This is a genomic window from Desulfoplanes formicivorans (assembly GCF_001748225.1).
In the GTDB taxonomy this organism is placed as follows: domain Bacteria; phylum Desulfobacterota; class Desulfovibrionia; order Desulfovibrionales; family Desulfomicrobiaceae; genus Desulfoplanes; species Desulfoplanes formicivorans.
In genome coordinates, this window is sequence record NZ_BDFE01000016.1 from 198,794 (window position 1) to 212,421 (window position 13,628).

Below are 13,628 nucleotides of genomic sequence, written 5' to 3' on the forward strand. Positions count from 1 at the left end.
ATATAAATCCATGGACCTTTTTCATTTTGACCCCCTAGCGATTCTGAGCTTTCTGCTCACGCTTTTCCGCATCAGTCTCCTTGTTTTTCTATTGCCGTTTTTCGGGGGCGATGGCGTACCCACGTTGGTCAAGGGAGCCTTGTGTCTTCTTCTCAGCTTTGCCTTGTGGCCGACATTGTCCTTTTCCGGCATCACTTTTCCGGCGCATCCTTTTTCCATTGCGCTGATGATCGGTTCCGAGATCCTGCTTGGCCTGACCATTGGCCTTGTCATCAGATTTCTGTTTGCTGCCATTCAGACCGGCGGTATGCTCATCGGCTTTCAGATGGGCTTTTCCATGGTCAATGTGGTTGATCCGGACAGTGGTGTTTCTGAATCGGTCACCGCGCACTTTTTGTACATGATTGCCCTTATGACCTTCCTGTCCATCAACGGTCACCTGTATCTTCTGAAGGCTTTGGCCCTGAGTTTCAAGTTCATCCCCCCAGGGGGCATGGTCATCACCCCTCAAATGTACAAAGGCATCCTCTCTTTTTCAGGTCAAATTTTTGTCCTTGCCATCAAAATCGCAAGCCCGGTGATGATCGCCATTTTTCTGGTGGACCTGGCCCTGGCCCTTATTTCCCGAGCTGCGCCCCAGATGAACGTGCTCATTGTGGGGTTCCCCATCAAGATTGCTGTCGGCTTCCTGTTCCTGGGCGTCCTCTTTACCATCGTGTCCATGCTGTTGAACGATTTTGTCGCCACCATCGGCCCGGCCTATCACCGCCTTCTCGCGCCCTGACCATTTTCTTTGCGGCGCAGGGCATTCCCTAAATCCCAGACATCATGCCCCAGAAAGACCCGAGCAAAACAGAAAAAGCCACTCCCAAACGAAGAAAAAAAGCACGGGAGGAGGGAAATGTTCCCAAGAGCCAGGAACTTTCCAAGTCCGTGCTTCTCATAGGCGGCGTGCTCGCTCTTTATGTGACCATCGGATTTTACTATCAGCAGATCAGTTCGCTCATGCGCTGGTTCCTGGGTCCGGGCATGCAGACATCGTTCACCCAAGGCAATGTCTATAATATGTTCATTCAGGTGAGCAAAGCCCTGGCCATGATGCTCCTGCCCACCCTGCTCTTTCTGGCTCTGATCTCCTTTCTGGTCATGCGCCTCCAGGTGGGCCAGCTGTGGTCCTCCAAAATCCTCAAGCCCAAATTCAAATTCAACCTGCTTCAGGGCATCAAGCGGATGTTCTTTGATGTCCAGACCATTGCCCGCCTGCTCAAAAGTATTCTCATGGCTGCGGCCGTAGCCGTGGCCCCTTACCTGATACTCAAGAGTGAATTCTTCAAGCTCGCGCCCCTCTTCTACCAGCCCCCCGAAGCCATTGCCGTTCACATGCTTTCGGTGGGAGCCAAAATGGCCCTTTATGCCCTAGTTCCTATGACCATCATCGGCATCGGCGACCTCATCTACACCCGATGGGATTACGAACAGAACCTCAAGATGACCAAAGACGAGATCAAGGACGAACACAAGCAGGCCGAAGGCGATCCCAAGATCAAAAATCAACAGAAGCAAAAAATGCTCGCGGTGTCCCGGCAGCGGATGATGCAAAAAGTGCCCGAGGCAGACGTGATTATCACCAACCCGACCCACTTGGCACTGGCCATCAGATACAAGCCATCGGAAGCACCAGCCCCCCTGATCCTGGCCAAAGGAGCCGACCGGGTAGCCCAACGCATCAAGGACATTGCCCGTGAACACGGGATCCCCATCAGGGAGAACAAGCCCCTGGCACGTGCCTTGTATAAAACCGTCGAGGTCGGGGACATGATCCCGGAAGAAATGTTCCAGGCGGTAGCGGCTATCCTCGCCCAGGTCTATAGCGCCAGGAACCGCAACTGATCCGACAGGTTCGAACCTCCAGCACACACAACGTCAAATATATGGCAACAGCAAACCCTTCCTTCAAGATTGATTACGCCAAATTTGCCAAGCAGGGTGACCTTCTGCTGGCCGGCGGCGTGGTGGTCATCCTCTTCGTCATGCTCATCCCCATGCCGACGATGGTCCTTGACGTCCTGCTGGCCTTCAACATCTCGTTTGCCCTGGTCATTCTGGTCACCTCCATGTTTCTCAAGTCACCTTTGGAATTCTCCATTTTTCCCTCCCTGCTGCTGGTGACCACCCTGCTTCGCCTGGGTCTCAACATCGCCACAACCCGGGTCATCTTGCTCCACGGCAGCGAAGGAACGGCCTCGGCCGGCAAGGTCATCCAGGCCTTTGGGCAATTTGTGGTCGGTGGCAATTACGTGGTGGGTGTGGTCATCTTCCTCATTCTCTTCGCCTTGAACAAAATGGTCATCACCAAAGGCACCACCAGAATCGCCGAAGTGGCGGCCAGATTCACCCTGGACGCCATGCCGGGCAAGCAGATGTCCATTGAGGCTGATCTCAATTCCGGCCTGATTACCGAGGAAGAAGCCAAGAACCAACGCAACGACATCCGACGGGAAGCTGACTTCTACGGAGCCATGGACGGTGCGGGTAAGTTTGTCGAAGGGGATGTCATGGCCGGCATGCTCATCACGGCCATCAACATTATCGGCGGGCTGTTCATCGGTGTTCTCCAACAGGACATGTCCTGGATGGATGCGGCACAAACCTACACCCTCCTGACCATTGGTGACGGTCTTGTCTCCACCATCCCGTCCATCATCATTTCCACATCTGCAGGCATCATTGTCAGCCGGGCCGCTGCCAGCGCCAAGATGGGCGAAGAATTCATTGCTCAGCTGACTTACCAGCCACGTGCTCTGCGCCTGGTTGCAGGCGTATTGCTCCTGTTCGCCCTGGTTCCGGGCATGCCCACCGTGGCCTTTCTGGTGATTGCCAGCGCTCTGTTCGTGCTGGCCCGGATAGGACCGGATTCCAAGGCGGCCGAGGAAGCCGAGGCCAAAGCCAAGGCCAAGGCAAAACCGAGTCTCGACAGCCCCGAAGAGGTCAGGTCACTGCTGCCTCTGGACATCATGGAACTGGAAGTGGGATACGGCCTCATCCCCCTTGTGGACGAAGAGCAAAACGGCAACCTGCTTGCACGCATCAGGTCCATTCGTCGCCAGTTTGCCCTGGACATGGGGGTCATAATCCCGTCCCTGCACCTGCGTGACAACCTGGAATTGAAACCCGGGGAATATGCCCTGCTCATCAAGGGCAACAGAGTGGGACAGGCCGAGATTCTCATCGATCATCTTCTGGCCATGGATCCGGGCGATGCCAAGCACAAGATCAAGGGCATTGAAACCCTGGAACCCGCCTTCAACCTGCCTGCCGTCTGGGTGCCGGAAAGTCGGAAAGAGGAAGCCATGGTTGCCGGTTATACGGTGGTGGATCCCTCTACGGTCATAGCCACGCATTTAACAGAGATCTTCCGACGCAATCTCCACGAATTCCTGGGACGTCAGGAAGTCCAAAACCTGCTTGACAATGTGGCCCAACGATCACCCAAGGCCGTGGAAGAACTTGTTCCTGGAACCCTGACCCTGGGGGCCGTGCAAAAGGTCTTGCAGAACCTGGTACGCGAAAATATCTCCATCAGGGATATGCTGACCATTGTCGAAGCCCTGGCTGATTTCGGTCAAAGCATCAAGGATCCCGATCAGCTCACGGAATTTGTTCGCCAACGCCTAGCCCGAACCATTGTCAAACCCTATATCGGCCCGCAAAGCGGGACTCTTTCCATCATCAATCTGGGTGCGGATATTGAACAGGAATTCCAGTCCAGTCTCCGTCAAACCGATCAGGGTACGTTTCTGGCCATGGATCCGGGCATGGCCCAGAAAATCATCAAGGCCATCAACCAGGCTGCTGAAAACGCCGTGGCCGCCGATGGTCAGCCTGTTTTGCTCACAAGTCCGCAGACACGGCCACACCTTGCACAACTTGTTACCAGATTCATTCCGACCCTTCCTGTCATTTCCCAGGCTGAGATTCCCGCCGAAATCCGGCTGGAATCCCTTGCAACCGTGAGTCTGAACAATGCACGTTAAAACCTATCAGGGCACAACAACCAGCGAGGTCATGGCCGAAATCAAACAGGATCTCGGTCCTGACGCCGTTATCCTGAGTTCGCAAACCAAAACCGTGAACGGCTGCAAAATCTGTGAAATCATGGCCGCCCTTGAAAGCGATCCCGGCGCCCAAACCAATGGGAATCCTTTGCCTACCGTCGATCAGCCACCCTTTGACTGGCAGACCATGCAAAGGGAATGGATGGAGCTTCGCGAGCAATGTCTGAGCGTTCTGCGTCCGAAAATGGACCTGGAGCTGCTCCCCTCCAAACACCGCCAGGTCATCCGATATCTGGACAAGGAAGGGGTTTCTTCTCCGTGTTTGTTTACCATCTGGAAACGACTGGTCGAAAACGCCGATCGTTCGGCCTTGCGTGTTCTCGGCGACCTCCTTCCCATTACCGCATGGAAGACAAAAGCCCCCCAAAACACAGTGCACGCCCTGACCGGACCCTACGGATGCGGCAAGACCAGTACTCTCCTTAGAATGGCACTAGGCGTGAAAAAGCATAACCCTTCGGCACGAATCTGTATTGCCAATGGGGATCACTACCATAGCAAAGGGCGACTTTTTCTCAAACATTATGCAGATATATCAGGTTTTTTCTACCGAGATCTCACAACGGATGCCGACTGGAGAGAGATTATCGAACATAAAGCCCAGTACGATACCGTGCTCATCGACCTTCCGGGCCTGAACAAAGGGCAATCCATGGCCGCATGGATGGAGGCCGAATGCCCGGGCATCAGCAGTGCCATCAGGTATCATCTCGTCCTCAGCCCTCTGTACGCATCGTCCCAACAAACCGCGTTCGTCAACCGCTTCCGCATGCCCAACACAACCAGCATCATCTGGACGAAGCTCGACGAAGCATGTACATTCGGTGACCTCGTGAGTCAGAGTTATGCCACGGGATTGCCCATCTCGCTCTTTTCCTTTGGTCCTGGCATCAGAAACACCATTGCCGAAGCATCTCACAAGGATGTATGGCGATTGCTTTTTAAACACCAACTTCCAGCGGCCCGATGATACCAATCAACCCATTAACCCAACACTTATTCCATCAACCCCTGGAGCCCTCATACTCCCATGCAGCGCTCGCCAATACCACGCACAAGGAATCCTGACATGAACGGCAACCTCCCATTGGTATTTTCAGTGACATCCGGCAAGGGTGGCGTCGGCAAAACAAACATTTCGGTCAATCTCGCCTATCACCTCCACAAGCTCGGCAAACGGGTCATCCTTCTGGATGCCGATCTGGGATTGGCCAATGTGGATGTTCTTTTGGGACTCGCCCCCGCCTATAACCTGTTCCATCTTTTTCACGAGCAGATTCCCCTTGAAAAAATTCTGTACAAAACCAAGTACGGATTTTCCATCCTTCCGGCAGCCTCCGGAGTCAGCTCCATGATGTCCCTGTCAACGGGACAGAAGCTCGAACTTCTGGAATCCATGGATTTTCTCGAAGACACCACTGACTTTCTCATCGTGGACACAGGGGCAGGCATCAACGACAATGTCTTGTACTTCAACCTGGCGGTGCAGGAGCGCGTGGTCATCCTTACTCCCGAGCCAACGTCCCTCACCGATGCATACGCATTGATCAAGGTTCTGAAGCTGGGTCATGGTCTGGAGCATTTCCGCGTCATTGTGAACATGGTCAAGGATATTAAGGAAGCAAAGGGGGTGTTCGCAAAACTCTATGAGGCCTGCGATCATTTTCTCAGCGGGGTCTCCCTGGACCTTGCCGGATTCATTCCCCTAGACCCGGGAGTCCGCAAGGCAGTGACCGAACAGGTCCCTTTTTCCCATTACGCACCCACATCTCCGGCAGCTATCCATGTAGCCCAGGTGGCCCAAAAAATCACCACGTGGAAAACACCTCGACGACTTGACGGCAACATCAAATTCTTCTGGAAAAAGCTTCTTTTCAATGAATAAACCCTGGCTTATCCTTGAGAAACAAGGCACGGCCTTTGCCGAACTTGATCCTGCAACCCAGCAGGAAATGGTTCGTGCCTGCAGTGTCATGGTTAAGGCTCATGCCCTGCGGCTCAAGGCAAAACTTCCCAACCACATTGATTTCGAAGAACTCCTAAGTGCGGGTTCCCTCGGCCTCATGGAGGCACTCTACAAATACGATCCTGCCTCGGAAAACCGTTTCGAAACCTATGCGGATAAACGCATCAAAGGGGCCATGCTCGATGAGCTCAGAAAAATGGATTGGCTCTCCAGAGGGATGCGTCAGAAAATAAAAAAACTTGAATCCGCCATGCAAATCTGGGAAGCCAAACACGGTGCCATGCCCTCCCATGAACAACTTGCGTCCATAACGGGCTATCCCCTTCGCGAAGTTGCCCGGTGCATGGAGGCCCTGGAGAATCAATTCTGTCTGGATATCGACGCTATTGAAGATACAACCCGGTTCCACCTTTCGAGTGATCCCTTTACCCAACCGTTCAACCAGGCCGCCCAACACGAGATCATTGACAAATTGGGCAGACTCATTGAACAATTGCCTCACAAAGAAGCCCTTGTCCTCTCCCTGTACTACACTGAAGAACTGAACATGCGTGAAATCGCCCAGGTTCTTGAAGTCACCGAGGGAAGGGTCTCGCAACTTCATTCCCAAGCCATCAAAAAACTGAGGGAAAAATTTTCCACAGCATATGGCAGTATCGCCTAGATGGCCCCGTCCATCTTCAACCTTTTTTACAAACCGTAAGGGAGTCATGCATGGCCACTCATACCAATATGCGCATTCTCGTTGTTGACGATTTTTCCACCATGCGTCGGATTATAAAAAACATCCTGCGTCAGCTGGGCTACAACAACATTGTCGAAGCTGACGATGGTTCCACGGGCTGGGATATCCTGAACAAGGACAAAATTGACTTTATCATCAGCGATTGGAACATGCCCATCATGAGTGGCATCGAATTGCTCAAGAAAGTCAGAGCCAGCGAAGAATTCGCCGATCTTCCCTTTCTCATGGTCACGGCCGAGGCCCAGCAGGAAAACATTATCGAAGCGGTCCAGGCCAAGGTATCCAACTACATTGTCAAGCCTTTCACGGCAGAGACACTGGGTCAAAAAATCGACAAGATTTTTGCCTGATTTTGTCAGACCACGTCGTGCATCTTGTATCCCCAAAGAAAACCATTTGCTTCCATTGCGAAGTAAACGGATTGAGGCATCATGGCAGACGATCAAGAAGACATTGTATCACAAAATGTGAACGAGTCTCCTTCTGAGACGGACCAGCAGCCCAAGGTAACCCTTGATACGGGTAAAATCGGCGCGCCCTCGGGCAGGTCCCTGCAAAAGGTCGAGCTCGATCTGGATGATGCCGTGTTTCTTGATGTGGAGGACGACGAGGAAGAGGCTTCGTCCCAACCGCAAGACCCTCTCCTGCAGGACAAACATGAGGAACCGGGCCAAAGGCAGCCGAAACAATGGAATTATAAAAAAATCATCATCTTTGCGGGAATAGCATTTGTCTGTATCGCAATAATCATTTCCCTGTGGATGTTGCTCCGACCAGAGCCCGAGGCCCCTCCTCCAGCCCCCATCCAAAACAAGAAAACGACTTCTCCCCCCCGGAAAGAACCGCCTGAACTCACCGAACATGTGATGGCATTTGATCCTTTCTGGGTCGAATTCAACGTCAACGGAACGAACCGATTCCTCACCTGCCGGTTCTCGTTTCCCGTCAAGGGAGACCTGCTGCAATACGAGGTGAACCGCAAACGAATCATCATCCGCGATGCCGTATACTATTATTTCAAGAACAAAGATCTTGTCTTTCTTGCCAACAAGAACAATGGTGACAAGTTGAAATCCGATCTTCTGGAGATCATCAATCAATATCTCGGCAACGGCCAACTCGAGGAGATTCTGATTCAGGAATACAGGGTGCAGTGACATGGGAGCCTCCATCAATTTGCCGGTCATGCTCAACCAGACACCGCACGTGCAAAAGATGCAGCACGCAGCGCAGTCACATCCCGAACACCAGCAAGTGCTCGTGGCCCAGGAGGCAGTGGAAAAAAGCAAGCGCGAGCAAACCTCGGTGCCCAAAACGGAGAAAAGCCAGGGGGGATTGAGCGTTAAAAAGGACAAGGACAGAAAAGACGAACAGTCCTTTTCCGGCTCCCAAGACAGGGATAAGAAGGACAAGGATCAGGAACAGGACCTGCCTGCAACCGGAAGTGGCAGGATCATCAACCTGACCGTGTAGAAAGCCGGCGTCAGCCATTTCCTCCACTGCCCGTTCCCCTTTTTTCCTTTTCCGGACACAACCCTCTTCAACCATCATGTACAGGCATAGACGGCATGTCATCCTTTCAATGGCTCATCATTCTATCGGGACTGTTTGAAATCGTTCTCATTGCGATCATTGTTGTCATTTTTCTCAAACTGCGCAGATCCCAATCACTTATCCTCCAATTGCAGAATAAGCAGGAAGATTTCCTGGCCCGCCTTGATTTCAATGCCAAGCTCGAACAGGAACTGGTCACCAGCTTTGAAGAACGCCAAAAGCAGTTGAGCCGTCTTGATGCCCGTCTGGAGCAACGAGCCAACACCCTGCAGGGACTTCTGGAACAGGCCGACGCCTTTACCCATTCACCTGCCTTTTTGAAACAGACGGTCCTTACCGGCTACCGGCGCGGCCAATCCATTGAGGCGCTAGCCCGGTCCACCGGGTTGAGCATGGACGAGATTGAAGTCATCATCGAACAGGAAGGCTAGCCATGCGCATTGGCGATCGGCACCATTCCTTTTCCTCGGGCAGGGACCGCAAGGAATCCGACCGGCAACGAACGTTCAGATCGACATACAGGGTGGGCGATCTTGTGCTCGGAACCCTTGTGGACTACCAGACCGATTCCATGGCCTGGGTACAAATTGATGAGCTCCGCGTCCTTGCCCAACTGACCCGAAAATACTCCCCGGGGTCGCAGATAGGTCTTGTGGTCACGGCCCTGCACCCCGACATCATCCTGCGGGAAGCCCGCGACCAGGACCGAAAACGCCCCCAGGGACTTCACCTCATTGTCTGATCGCACATCTGCCGCTACTCATTATGTCATCACTTTTCCCCATAAGCCCCCATCATCCCTGGCTGGCGCCCCTGGCCGGTTTTACCGATCTTTCCTTCAGACTCTTGTGCAGGGAGTTGGGGGCATCCGTGGCCTGTACCGAGATGATCAGTGCCAAGGGTCTGGTATTTGGCAGCAAGGGCACTCGTGATCTCCTGGCCACCTGCCCGGAGGATACGCCCCTAGTGGTCCAGTTGTTCGGGGCCGAACCCGAGTACATTGCCAGGGCCATGGATATTCTTCTTGAGCAGGGATTTCGTTATTTTGATCTCAACAGCGGATGTCCGGTCAAAAAGGTGGTCAAGACGGGAAGCGGTGCCGCCTTGCTCAAAACCCCTGCCCTGCTTGTCCACCTGGTGAAAATCATGGCGGATAAGGCGGGTACAAACCGGGTGGGCGTAAAAATCCGCCTGGGTTGGCGCACTGATGAACCCGTTTATCTGGATCTTGCGCCCCAACTGGAAAAGGCCGGGGCCGCCTGGATCACCCTGCACCCCCGTTCGGCCAGACAGGGATTTGCCGGACAGGCCGACTGGACCTGCCTTGCCGAACTCGTCAAACAGGTATCTGTTCCCGTCATCGCCAGCGGCGATCTTCTCCACGCCGAGGATGGTGTTCGCTGCCTCGAACAAACGGGCGTGGCCGCCATCATGTTTGCCCGGGGTGCATTGAACGATCCGGCCATTTTCAGACGGTTCCATGCCCTCATGCAGGGAAAGCCCCTGCCGCCCAAGACCGCTGCCGAGCTGGTAACGACCATGGAACGATTCATGGCACTAAGCGCCGCCCACGGAAGCGAGGCCAGAGCCCTGTTGCGCATGCGGACCCTGGCCCCCCGCTTTGTCCGGGATTTTCCGGGATCACGCGCGGCCCGAAGCTACCTGACAGGCTGTCGCACCTGGGAGGATTTTGCCCAGGGCATTCAACGTCTGGTGTGAACGATCAAGGAGACCTCAGAAAGGGACAAGGGAACCCGCAAAAGTAACAATGTGTTTTCAGAAAACGACACAGGTTTATCTGCGCACCGTTTCCCTTCCAGACCGCACCATTTCAAACCTCAAGCCATACCCCATGAAAACAATCCATCTCGCCCAGACAGCTGGTTTTTGCATGGGCGTCGCCCTGGCGCTCAAAAAACTCGACCAGGCCCTGGCCGGCAAAAAGGCTCACCAGCACATTGTCACCCAGGGACCCATCATCCACAATCCCCAGGTGCTCAAATACTATCAAGCCAAGGGGGTCTTCGAGTGCCAATCCCTTGATGAACTCAATGCCCGGACAGTGGTGGTCATCCGTGCCCACGGGATTCCCCTTGACATGCAGCACGCCATCCAGGCCACAGGGGCCACTCTGGTGGATGCCACTTGTCCCAAGGTCAAAAAAGCCCAGATCCTCATCGGCAAAAACTCCGAGCAAGGTCGCCATCTTCTCCTCTTTGGTGAAAAAGAGCATCCCGAAGTCAAGGGGCTGGTCAGTTATGCCCAGAACGGATTCACGGTTTTTGAAAGTCTTCAGGAACTGGAAACCATCCTTCCGCACATTGCCCAGCCCTGCTTTCTGGCGGCCCAGACCACCCAGGACCGGGAAGAATTCAAGACGATCCAGGCCCGACTGACCAACATTCTGGGAGACATTCCGGTCATGGACACCATCTGCACAGCCACCAAGGAAAGACAGCAGGAAGCCATTGCCATAGCCAGACAGGTTGATTTCATGATTGTTGTGGGAGGCAAAAACAGCGGCAACACCAGGCGGTTGGCCCAAGTGGCCGCTGCAACCCATACTCCCTGCTGCCATGTGGAATGCAGGGAGGAAATCCCTGTGAAAGACCTTGTCTCCTGCAGAACCATCGGCTTGACTGCCGGGGCTTCCACCCCACAGCATGTCATCAATGACATTGTCATGTATGTGCGACAATTGCAGGCTTGATCTTTTCCCCAACTTGTTCCCCTGATGCCCATGTAGGATCCCTTAACAAATCCGGGGCAACTGCGCCCCTTCGAGCATATCCAGAAGCCTGTGCCCTCCAATGGGGGTCTCCAGAACCACCTTGCCGGGATGATCCTTTCTGACTTCACCGATCTGTTGCGCATTGGTGGCAAGGACATCGCTGCGCATGATCTCCAGGGCCTTGTCAGCAAATTTTTCGGGAAGAATACAGATGAACTTGCCCTCGTTGGCCAGGTACAAAGGATCAAGCCCCAAAAAGGAACAGCCCCCGGCCACGGCCTCGCGAACGGGAATATCCTTTTCCCGAATAAAACATTCCACATTGGACTGCAGGGCGATTTCGCTCAGGGTCGTTGCCAGACCACCCCGGGTGGGATCCCGGAGCACATGGATTTCGGGAATTTCCTGGAGAAGACGTACAATGAGATGATTGAGGGCTGCGGAATCGCTTTCCACCGGGGCGTCAAAGGAAAGCCCTTCCCGCTTGGACAGGATGGTCAGTCCATGATCTCCCATGGTTCCGCTGATCAAGATGGCATCACCCGGCTTTGCGCTGTGGCCGCTCGGGCCGGGCGTGACAAAAATCTCTCCCACGCCTGTCGTGTTGATGAAAATCTTGTCGGCAGCTCCCCTGGGAACCACCTTGGTGTCCCCGGTGACCACCTCCACTCCGGCGTTTCGAGCCGCCCGCCCCACGGAAGCGATAATCCTCTCGAGCACATCCATGTCCAGACCTTCCTCAAGAATCAGGCCGCAGGTAATGAAGCGTGGCCGTGCCCCGAGCATGGCCACGTCGTTGACCGTGCCATGCACGGCCAGAGATCCGATATCCCCTCCGGGAAAGAACAGAGGGTCGACCGTAAAGGTGTCCGTACTCATGGATATCGGTCCGGAAAGTTCGAGAAACGCGGCGTCGTCCAGTCGATTGAGTCGGTCATTGCCAAGATACTTGAGGAACATCCCGGAGATGAGACGCTGGGAGGCCTTGCCGCCACTGCCGTAATCCAAAAGAAGTTTCTGACTCATGGGTTGTGCACTTCCTTAACAAACCGGTTGTACAGGCGAACCAACCATGTTGGAGCACCAAGGGCATACGCGGACACAAGTCCTGGGTTGTCTGGAAGGGATCGTGTGTCCCACCGGTTGCGGTAATTGGGTGGAAGAATCAAATCTGATACTTGTAATAGGCTGCACAGGAGCCTTCCGTGGAGACCATGCATGGTCCCACCGGATTGGCAGGCGTGCAGACCTTCTTGAAAAGCGGGCACTCATCGGGACGGATCTTTCCCCTGAGCACATCACCGCACTTGCATCCGGCCAGGGGCGGAACATCCGGCAGGGTCAGACCAAGGGCGCGTATGGCGTCAAAATCCCCGTAGGCTTCCCGGATGCCGAGTCCGGCAGCAGGGATGGAACCCATGCCCCGAAACAGGGCATCACAGGGCTCAAAGACCTCGTTCATGATTGCCTGGGCCTTGGGATTTCCGCCATCAGCAACCGCCCGGACATACCCGTTGGTCACAGCGGCCTCGCCCTTGTTGCGCATGCGTATAAAGGTCAGAATAGATCGCAAAATATCCACGGGTTCAAACCCGGTCACAACAGCCGGGATACCGTGCTTGTCCGCCAAAAATCTATAGGGTTCCAGCCCCGAAACCATGCAGACATGGCCTGGCAGCATGAACGCATTGACCGCAAGCTCCGGATCTTCAACCAGAACCTTCATCACCGGAGGAACAAGTTTGTGAAAGGAGAGAACCAGAAAATTGTTCACGCCCGCTTCCTGGGCGATCTTGATGGTCGCGGCAATGGTCGGGGCCGTGGTCTCAAATCCCACACCCAGGAAAACCACCTTGTCCCCTGGATGCTCTTTGGCCAGATTGACGGCGTCAAAGGGGGAATACACCACTTTGATCCTGGCCCCTTCGGCCTGGGCCGCCTTGAGATTGCGCTTGTTGGGACCTGGAACGCGCATGAGATCGCCAAAGGTGGCCACAATAACATCCTTGCGTTCGGCCAGGTCCAGAAACGCGGCCACCTCCCGCTCATGGGTCACGCAAACCGGACAGCCCGGACCGGACAGATGAATGATCCCGTCAGGGAGCAGGGAACGGACACCGCTTTGAAAAATGGATACCGTATGGGTTCCGCAGACCTCCATGAACCTGAGTTCCCCATCAAGTTCCTCGTTGATCCTGCCAACAATGGACCGGCACAGCTTGGGATCTTTGAGTTTTTGTTCAAGTGAGTTCAAGGTTCAACCCCTCTTCAAACAGCTTGATGGTTTCAAGGCCCTCCTCCCTGTCGAGACGGCGCAGGGCGAACCCCGCATGAACAATGACAAAATCCCCGACCTTTGGCTCCTCGTCGATGAGCTCGAGACGAACCTCATTGGCGACACCGCCGACTTCCACCTGGGCGACATTGTTGCTGATACTCTTGATTTCCATGGGAACTGCCAGGCACATAGGCTGTTTTCCTCCTTTGCTTTTTATGACAGGTGTTGATAAGCTTCCG

Annotated in this window: 16 protein-coding genes; 13 read left to right on the forward strand and 3 right to left on the reverse strand. The window is 54.2% G+C overall.

Features of this window, described 5'->3' with window-relative positions; translation table 11 throughout:
- Positions 1–10 precede the first annotated feature (10 nt).
- From fliR to ispH, 13 genes are all read left to right on the forward strand, one after another.
- Entirely contained in the window at positions 11–784 is a 774-nt protein-coding gene (gene fliR / locus DPF_RS08840; protein ID WP_069859175.1) for a flagellar biosynthetic protein FliR, read from the forward strand.
- Positions 785–828: 44 nt separating this feature from the next.
- On the forward strand, positions 829–1,890 hold the full coding sequence (gene flhB, locus DPF_RS08845) for a flagellar biosynthesis protein FlhB (RefSeq protein ID WP_069859177.1): 1,062 nt from the start codon (positions 829–831) through the stop codon (positions 1,888–1,890).
- 41 nt (positions 1,891–1,931) lie between these two features.
- Positions 1,932–4,034 carry a flagellar biosynthesis protein FlhA gene (gene flhA / locus DPF_RS08850; RefSeq protein WP_069859179.1) on the forward strand — a complete coding sequence of 701 codons (2,103 nt, stop codon included), beginning with the start codon at positions 1,932–1,934 and terminating at the stop codon, positions 4,032–4,034.
- Positions 4,024–5,085 carry a flagellar biosynthesis protein FlhF gene (locus tag DPF_RS08855; RefSeq protein ID WP_069859181.1) on the forward strand — a complete coding sequence of 354 codons (1,062 nt, stop codon included), beginning with the start codon at positions 4,024–4,026 and terminating at the stop codon, positions 5,083–5,085. Before flhA ends, DPF_RS08855 begins: the two co-directional genes overlap by 11 nt.
- A gap of 99 nt (positions 5,086–5,184) precedes the next feature.
- Positions 5,185–6,000: a MinD/ParA family protein gene (locus tag DPF_RS08860; RefSeq protein WP_069859183.1), complete on the forward strand. Its 816-nt coding sequence runs from the start codon at positions 5,185–5,187 to the stop codon at positions 5,998–6,000.
- The gene (locus DPF_RS08865) at positions 5,993–6,745 is read left to right on the forward strand and encodes a FliA/WhiG family RNA polymerase sigma factor (RefSeq protein WP_069859186.1); all 753 of its coding nucleotides are present in this window, start codon (positions 5,993–5,995) and stop codon (positions 6,743–6,745) included. Before DPF_RS08860 ends, DPF_RS08865 begins: the two co-directional genes overlap by 8 nt.
- A 50-nt stretch (positions 6,746–6,795) precedes the next feature.
- Positions 6,796–7,176, forward strand: a complete 381-nt coding sequence (locus DPF_RS08870; protein WP_069859188.1) for a chemotaxis response regulator CheY — start codon at positions 6,796–6,798, stop codon at positions 7,174–7,176.
- Between the two features lie 81 nt (positions 7,177–7,257).
- A complete protein-coding gene (locus DPF_RS08875) occupies positions 7,258–7,983 on the forward strand; it encodes a flagellar basal body-associated FliL family protein (protein ID WP_083254593.1) in 726 nt (241 codons plus the stop codon).
- 1 nt (position 7,984) lies between these two features.
- Positions 7,985–8,299 (forward strand): hypothetical protein, encoded by a 315-nt coding sequence (locus DPF_RS08880; RefSeq protein ID WP_069859190.1) that lies wholly within the window; start codon positions 7,985–7,987, stop codon positions 8,297–8,299.
- 95 nt (positions 8,300–8,394) lie between these two features.
- Positions 8,395–8,811: a hypothetical protein gene (locus DPF_RS08885; protein WP_069859191.1), complete on the forward strand. Its 417-nt coding sequence runs from the start codon at positions 8,395–8,397 to the stop codon at positions 8,809–8,811.
- 2 nt (positions 8,812–8,813) lie between these two features.
- On the forward strand, positions 8,814–9,122 hold the full coding sequence (locus tag DPF_RS08890; protein ID WP_069859193.1) for a hypothetical protein: 309 nt from the start codon (positions 8,814–8,816) through the stop codon (positions 9,120–9,122).
- Positions 9,123–9,145: 23 nt separating this feature from the next.
- Entirely contained in the window at positions 9,146–10,099 is a 954-nt protein-coding gene (locus tag DPF_RS08895; RefSeq protein WP_069859195.1) for a tRNA dihydrouridine synthase, read from the forward strand.
- Positions 10,100–10,232: 133 nt separating this feature from the next.
- Positions 10,233–11,090, forward strand: coding sequence for a 4-hydroxy-3-methylbut-2-enyl diphosphate reductase (gene ispH, locus DPF_RS08900; RefSeq protein ID WP_069859329.1), 858 nt, complete (start codon positions 10,233–10,235; stop codon positions 11,088–11,090).
- Positions 11,091–11,132: 42 nt separating this feature from the next.
- Here the strand turns inward: ispH and hypE are convergent, their stop codons facing one another.
- From hypE to DPF_RS08915, 3 genes are all read right to left on the reverse strand, one after another.
- Complete coding sequence (hypE, locus tag DPF_RS08905) at positions 11,133–12,137, reverse strand: hydrogenase expression/formation protein HypE (protein WP_069859197.1); 1,005 nt, start codon at positions 12,135–12,137, stop codon at positions 11,133–11,135.
- A gap of 139 nt (positions 12,138–12,276) precedes the next feature.
- Entirely contained in the window at positions 12,277–13,365 is a 1,089-nt protein-coding gene (gene hypD, locus DPF_RS08910) for a hydrogenase formation protein HypD (RefSeq protein ID WP_069859199.1), read from the reverse strand.
- On the reverse strand, positions 13,352–13,579 hold the full coding sequence (locus DPF_RS08915) for a HypC/HybG/HupF family hydrogenase formation chaperone (RefSeq protein ID WP_069859201.1): 228 nt from the start codon (positions 13,577–13,579) through the stop codon (positions 13,352–13,354). Before DPF_RS08915 ends, hypD begins: the two co-directional genes overlap by 14 nt.
- Between the last annotated feature and the right edge of the window lie 49 nt (positions 13,580–13,628).

Coding starts and splice junctions, on each gene's coding strand:
- fliR (WP_069859175.1), top strand. CDS start 11: ATGGACCTTTTTCATTTTGACCCCCTAGCGATTCTGAGCTTTCTGCTC.
- flhB (WP_069859177.1), top strand. CDS start 829: ATGCCCCAGAAAGACCCGAGCAAAACAGAAAAAGCCACTCCCAAACGA.
- flhA (WP_069859179.1), top strand. CDS start 1,932: ATGGCAACAGCAAACCCTTCCTTCAAGATTGATTACGCCAAATTTGCC.
- DPF_RS08855 (WP_069859181.1), top strand. CDS start 4,024: ATGCACGTTAAAACCTATCAGGGCACAACAACCAGCGAGGTCATGGCC.
- DPF_RS08860 (WP_069859183.1), top strand. CDS start 5,185: ATGAACGGCAACCTCCCATTGGTATTTTCAGTGACATCCGGCAAGGGT.
- DPF_RS08865 (WP_069859186.1), top strand. CDS start 5,993: ATGAATAAACCCTGGCTTATCCTTGAGAAACAAGGCACGGCCTTTGCC.
- DPF_RS08870 (WP_069859188.1), top strand. CDS start 6,796: ATGGCCACTCATACCAATATGCGCATTCTCGTTGTTGACGATTTTTCC.
- DPF_RS08875 (WP_083254593.1), top strand. CDS start 7,258: ATGGCAGACGATCAAGAAGACATTGTATCACAAAATGTGAACGAGTCT.
- DPF_RS08880 (WP_069859190.1), top strand. CDS start 7,985: ATGGGAGCCTCCATCAATTTGCCGGTCATGCTCAACCAGACACCGCAC.
- DPF_RS08885 (WP_069859191.1), top strand. CDS start 8,395: ATGTCATCCTTTCAATGGCTCATCATTCTATCGGGACTGTTTGAAATC.
- DPF_RS08890 (WP_069859193.1), top strand. CDS start 8,814: ATGCGCATTGGCGATCGGCACCATTCCTTTTCCTCGGGCAGGGACCGC.
- DPF_RS08895 (WP_069859195.1), top strand. CDS start 9,146: ATGTCATCACTTTTCCCCATAAGCCCCCATCATCCCTGGCTGGCGCCC.
- ispH (WP_069859329.1), top strand. CDS start 10,233: ATGAAAACAATCCATCTCGCCCAGACAGCTGGTTTTTGCATGGGCGTC.
- hypE (WP_069859197.1), bottom strand. CDS start 12,137: ATGAGTCAGAAACTTCTTTTGGATTACGGCAGTGGCGGCAAGGCCTCC.
- DPF_RS08915 (WP_069859201.1), bottom strand. CDS start 13,579: ATGTGCCTGGCAGTTCCCATGGAAATCAAGAGTATCAGCAACAATGTC.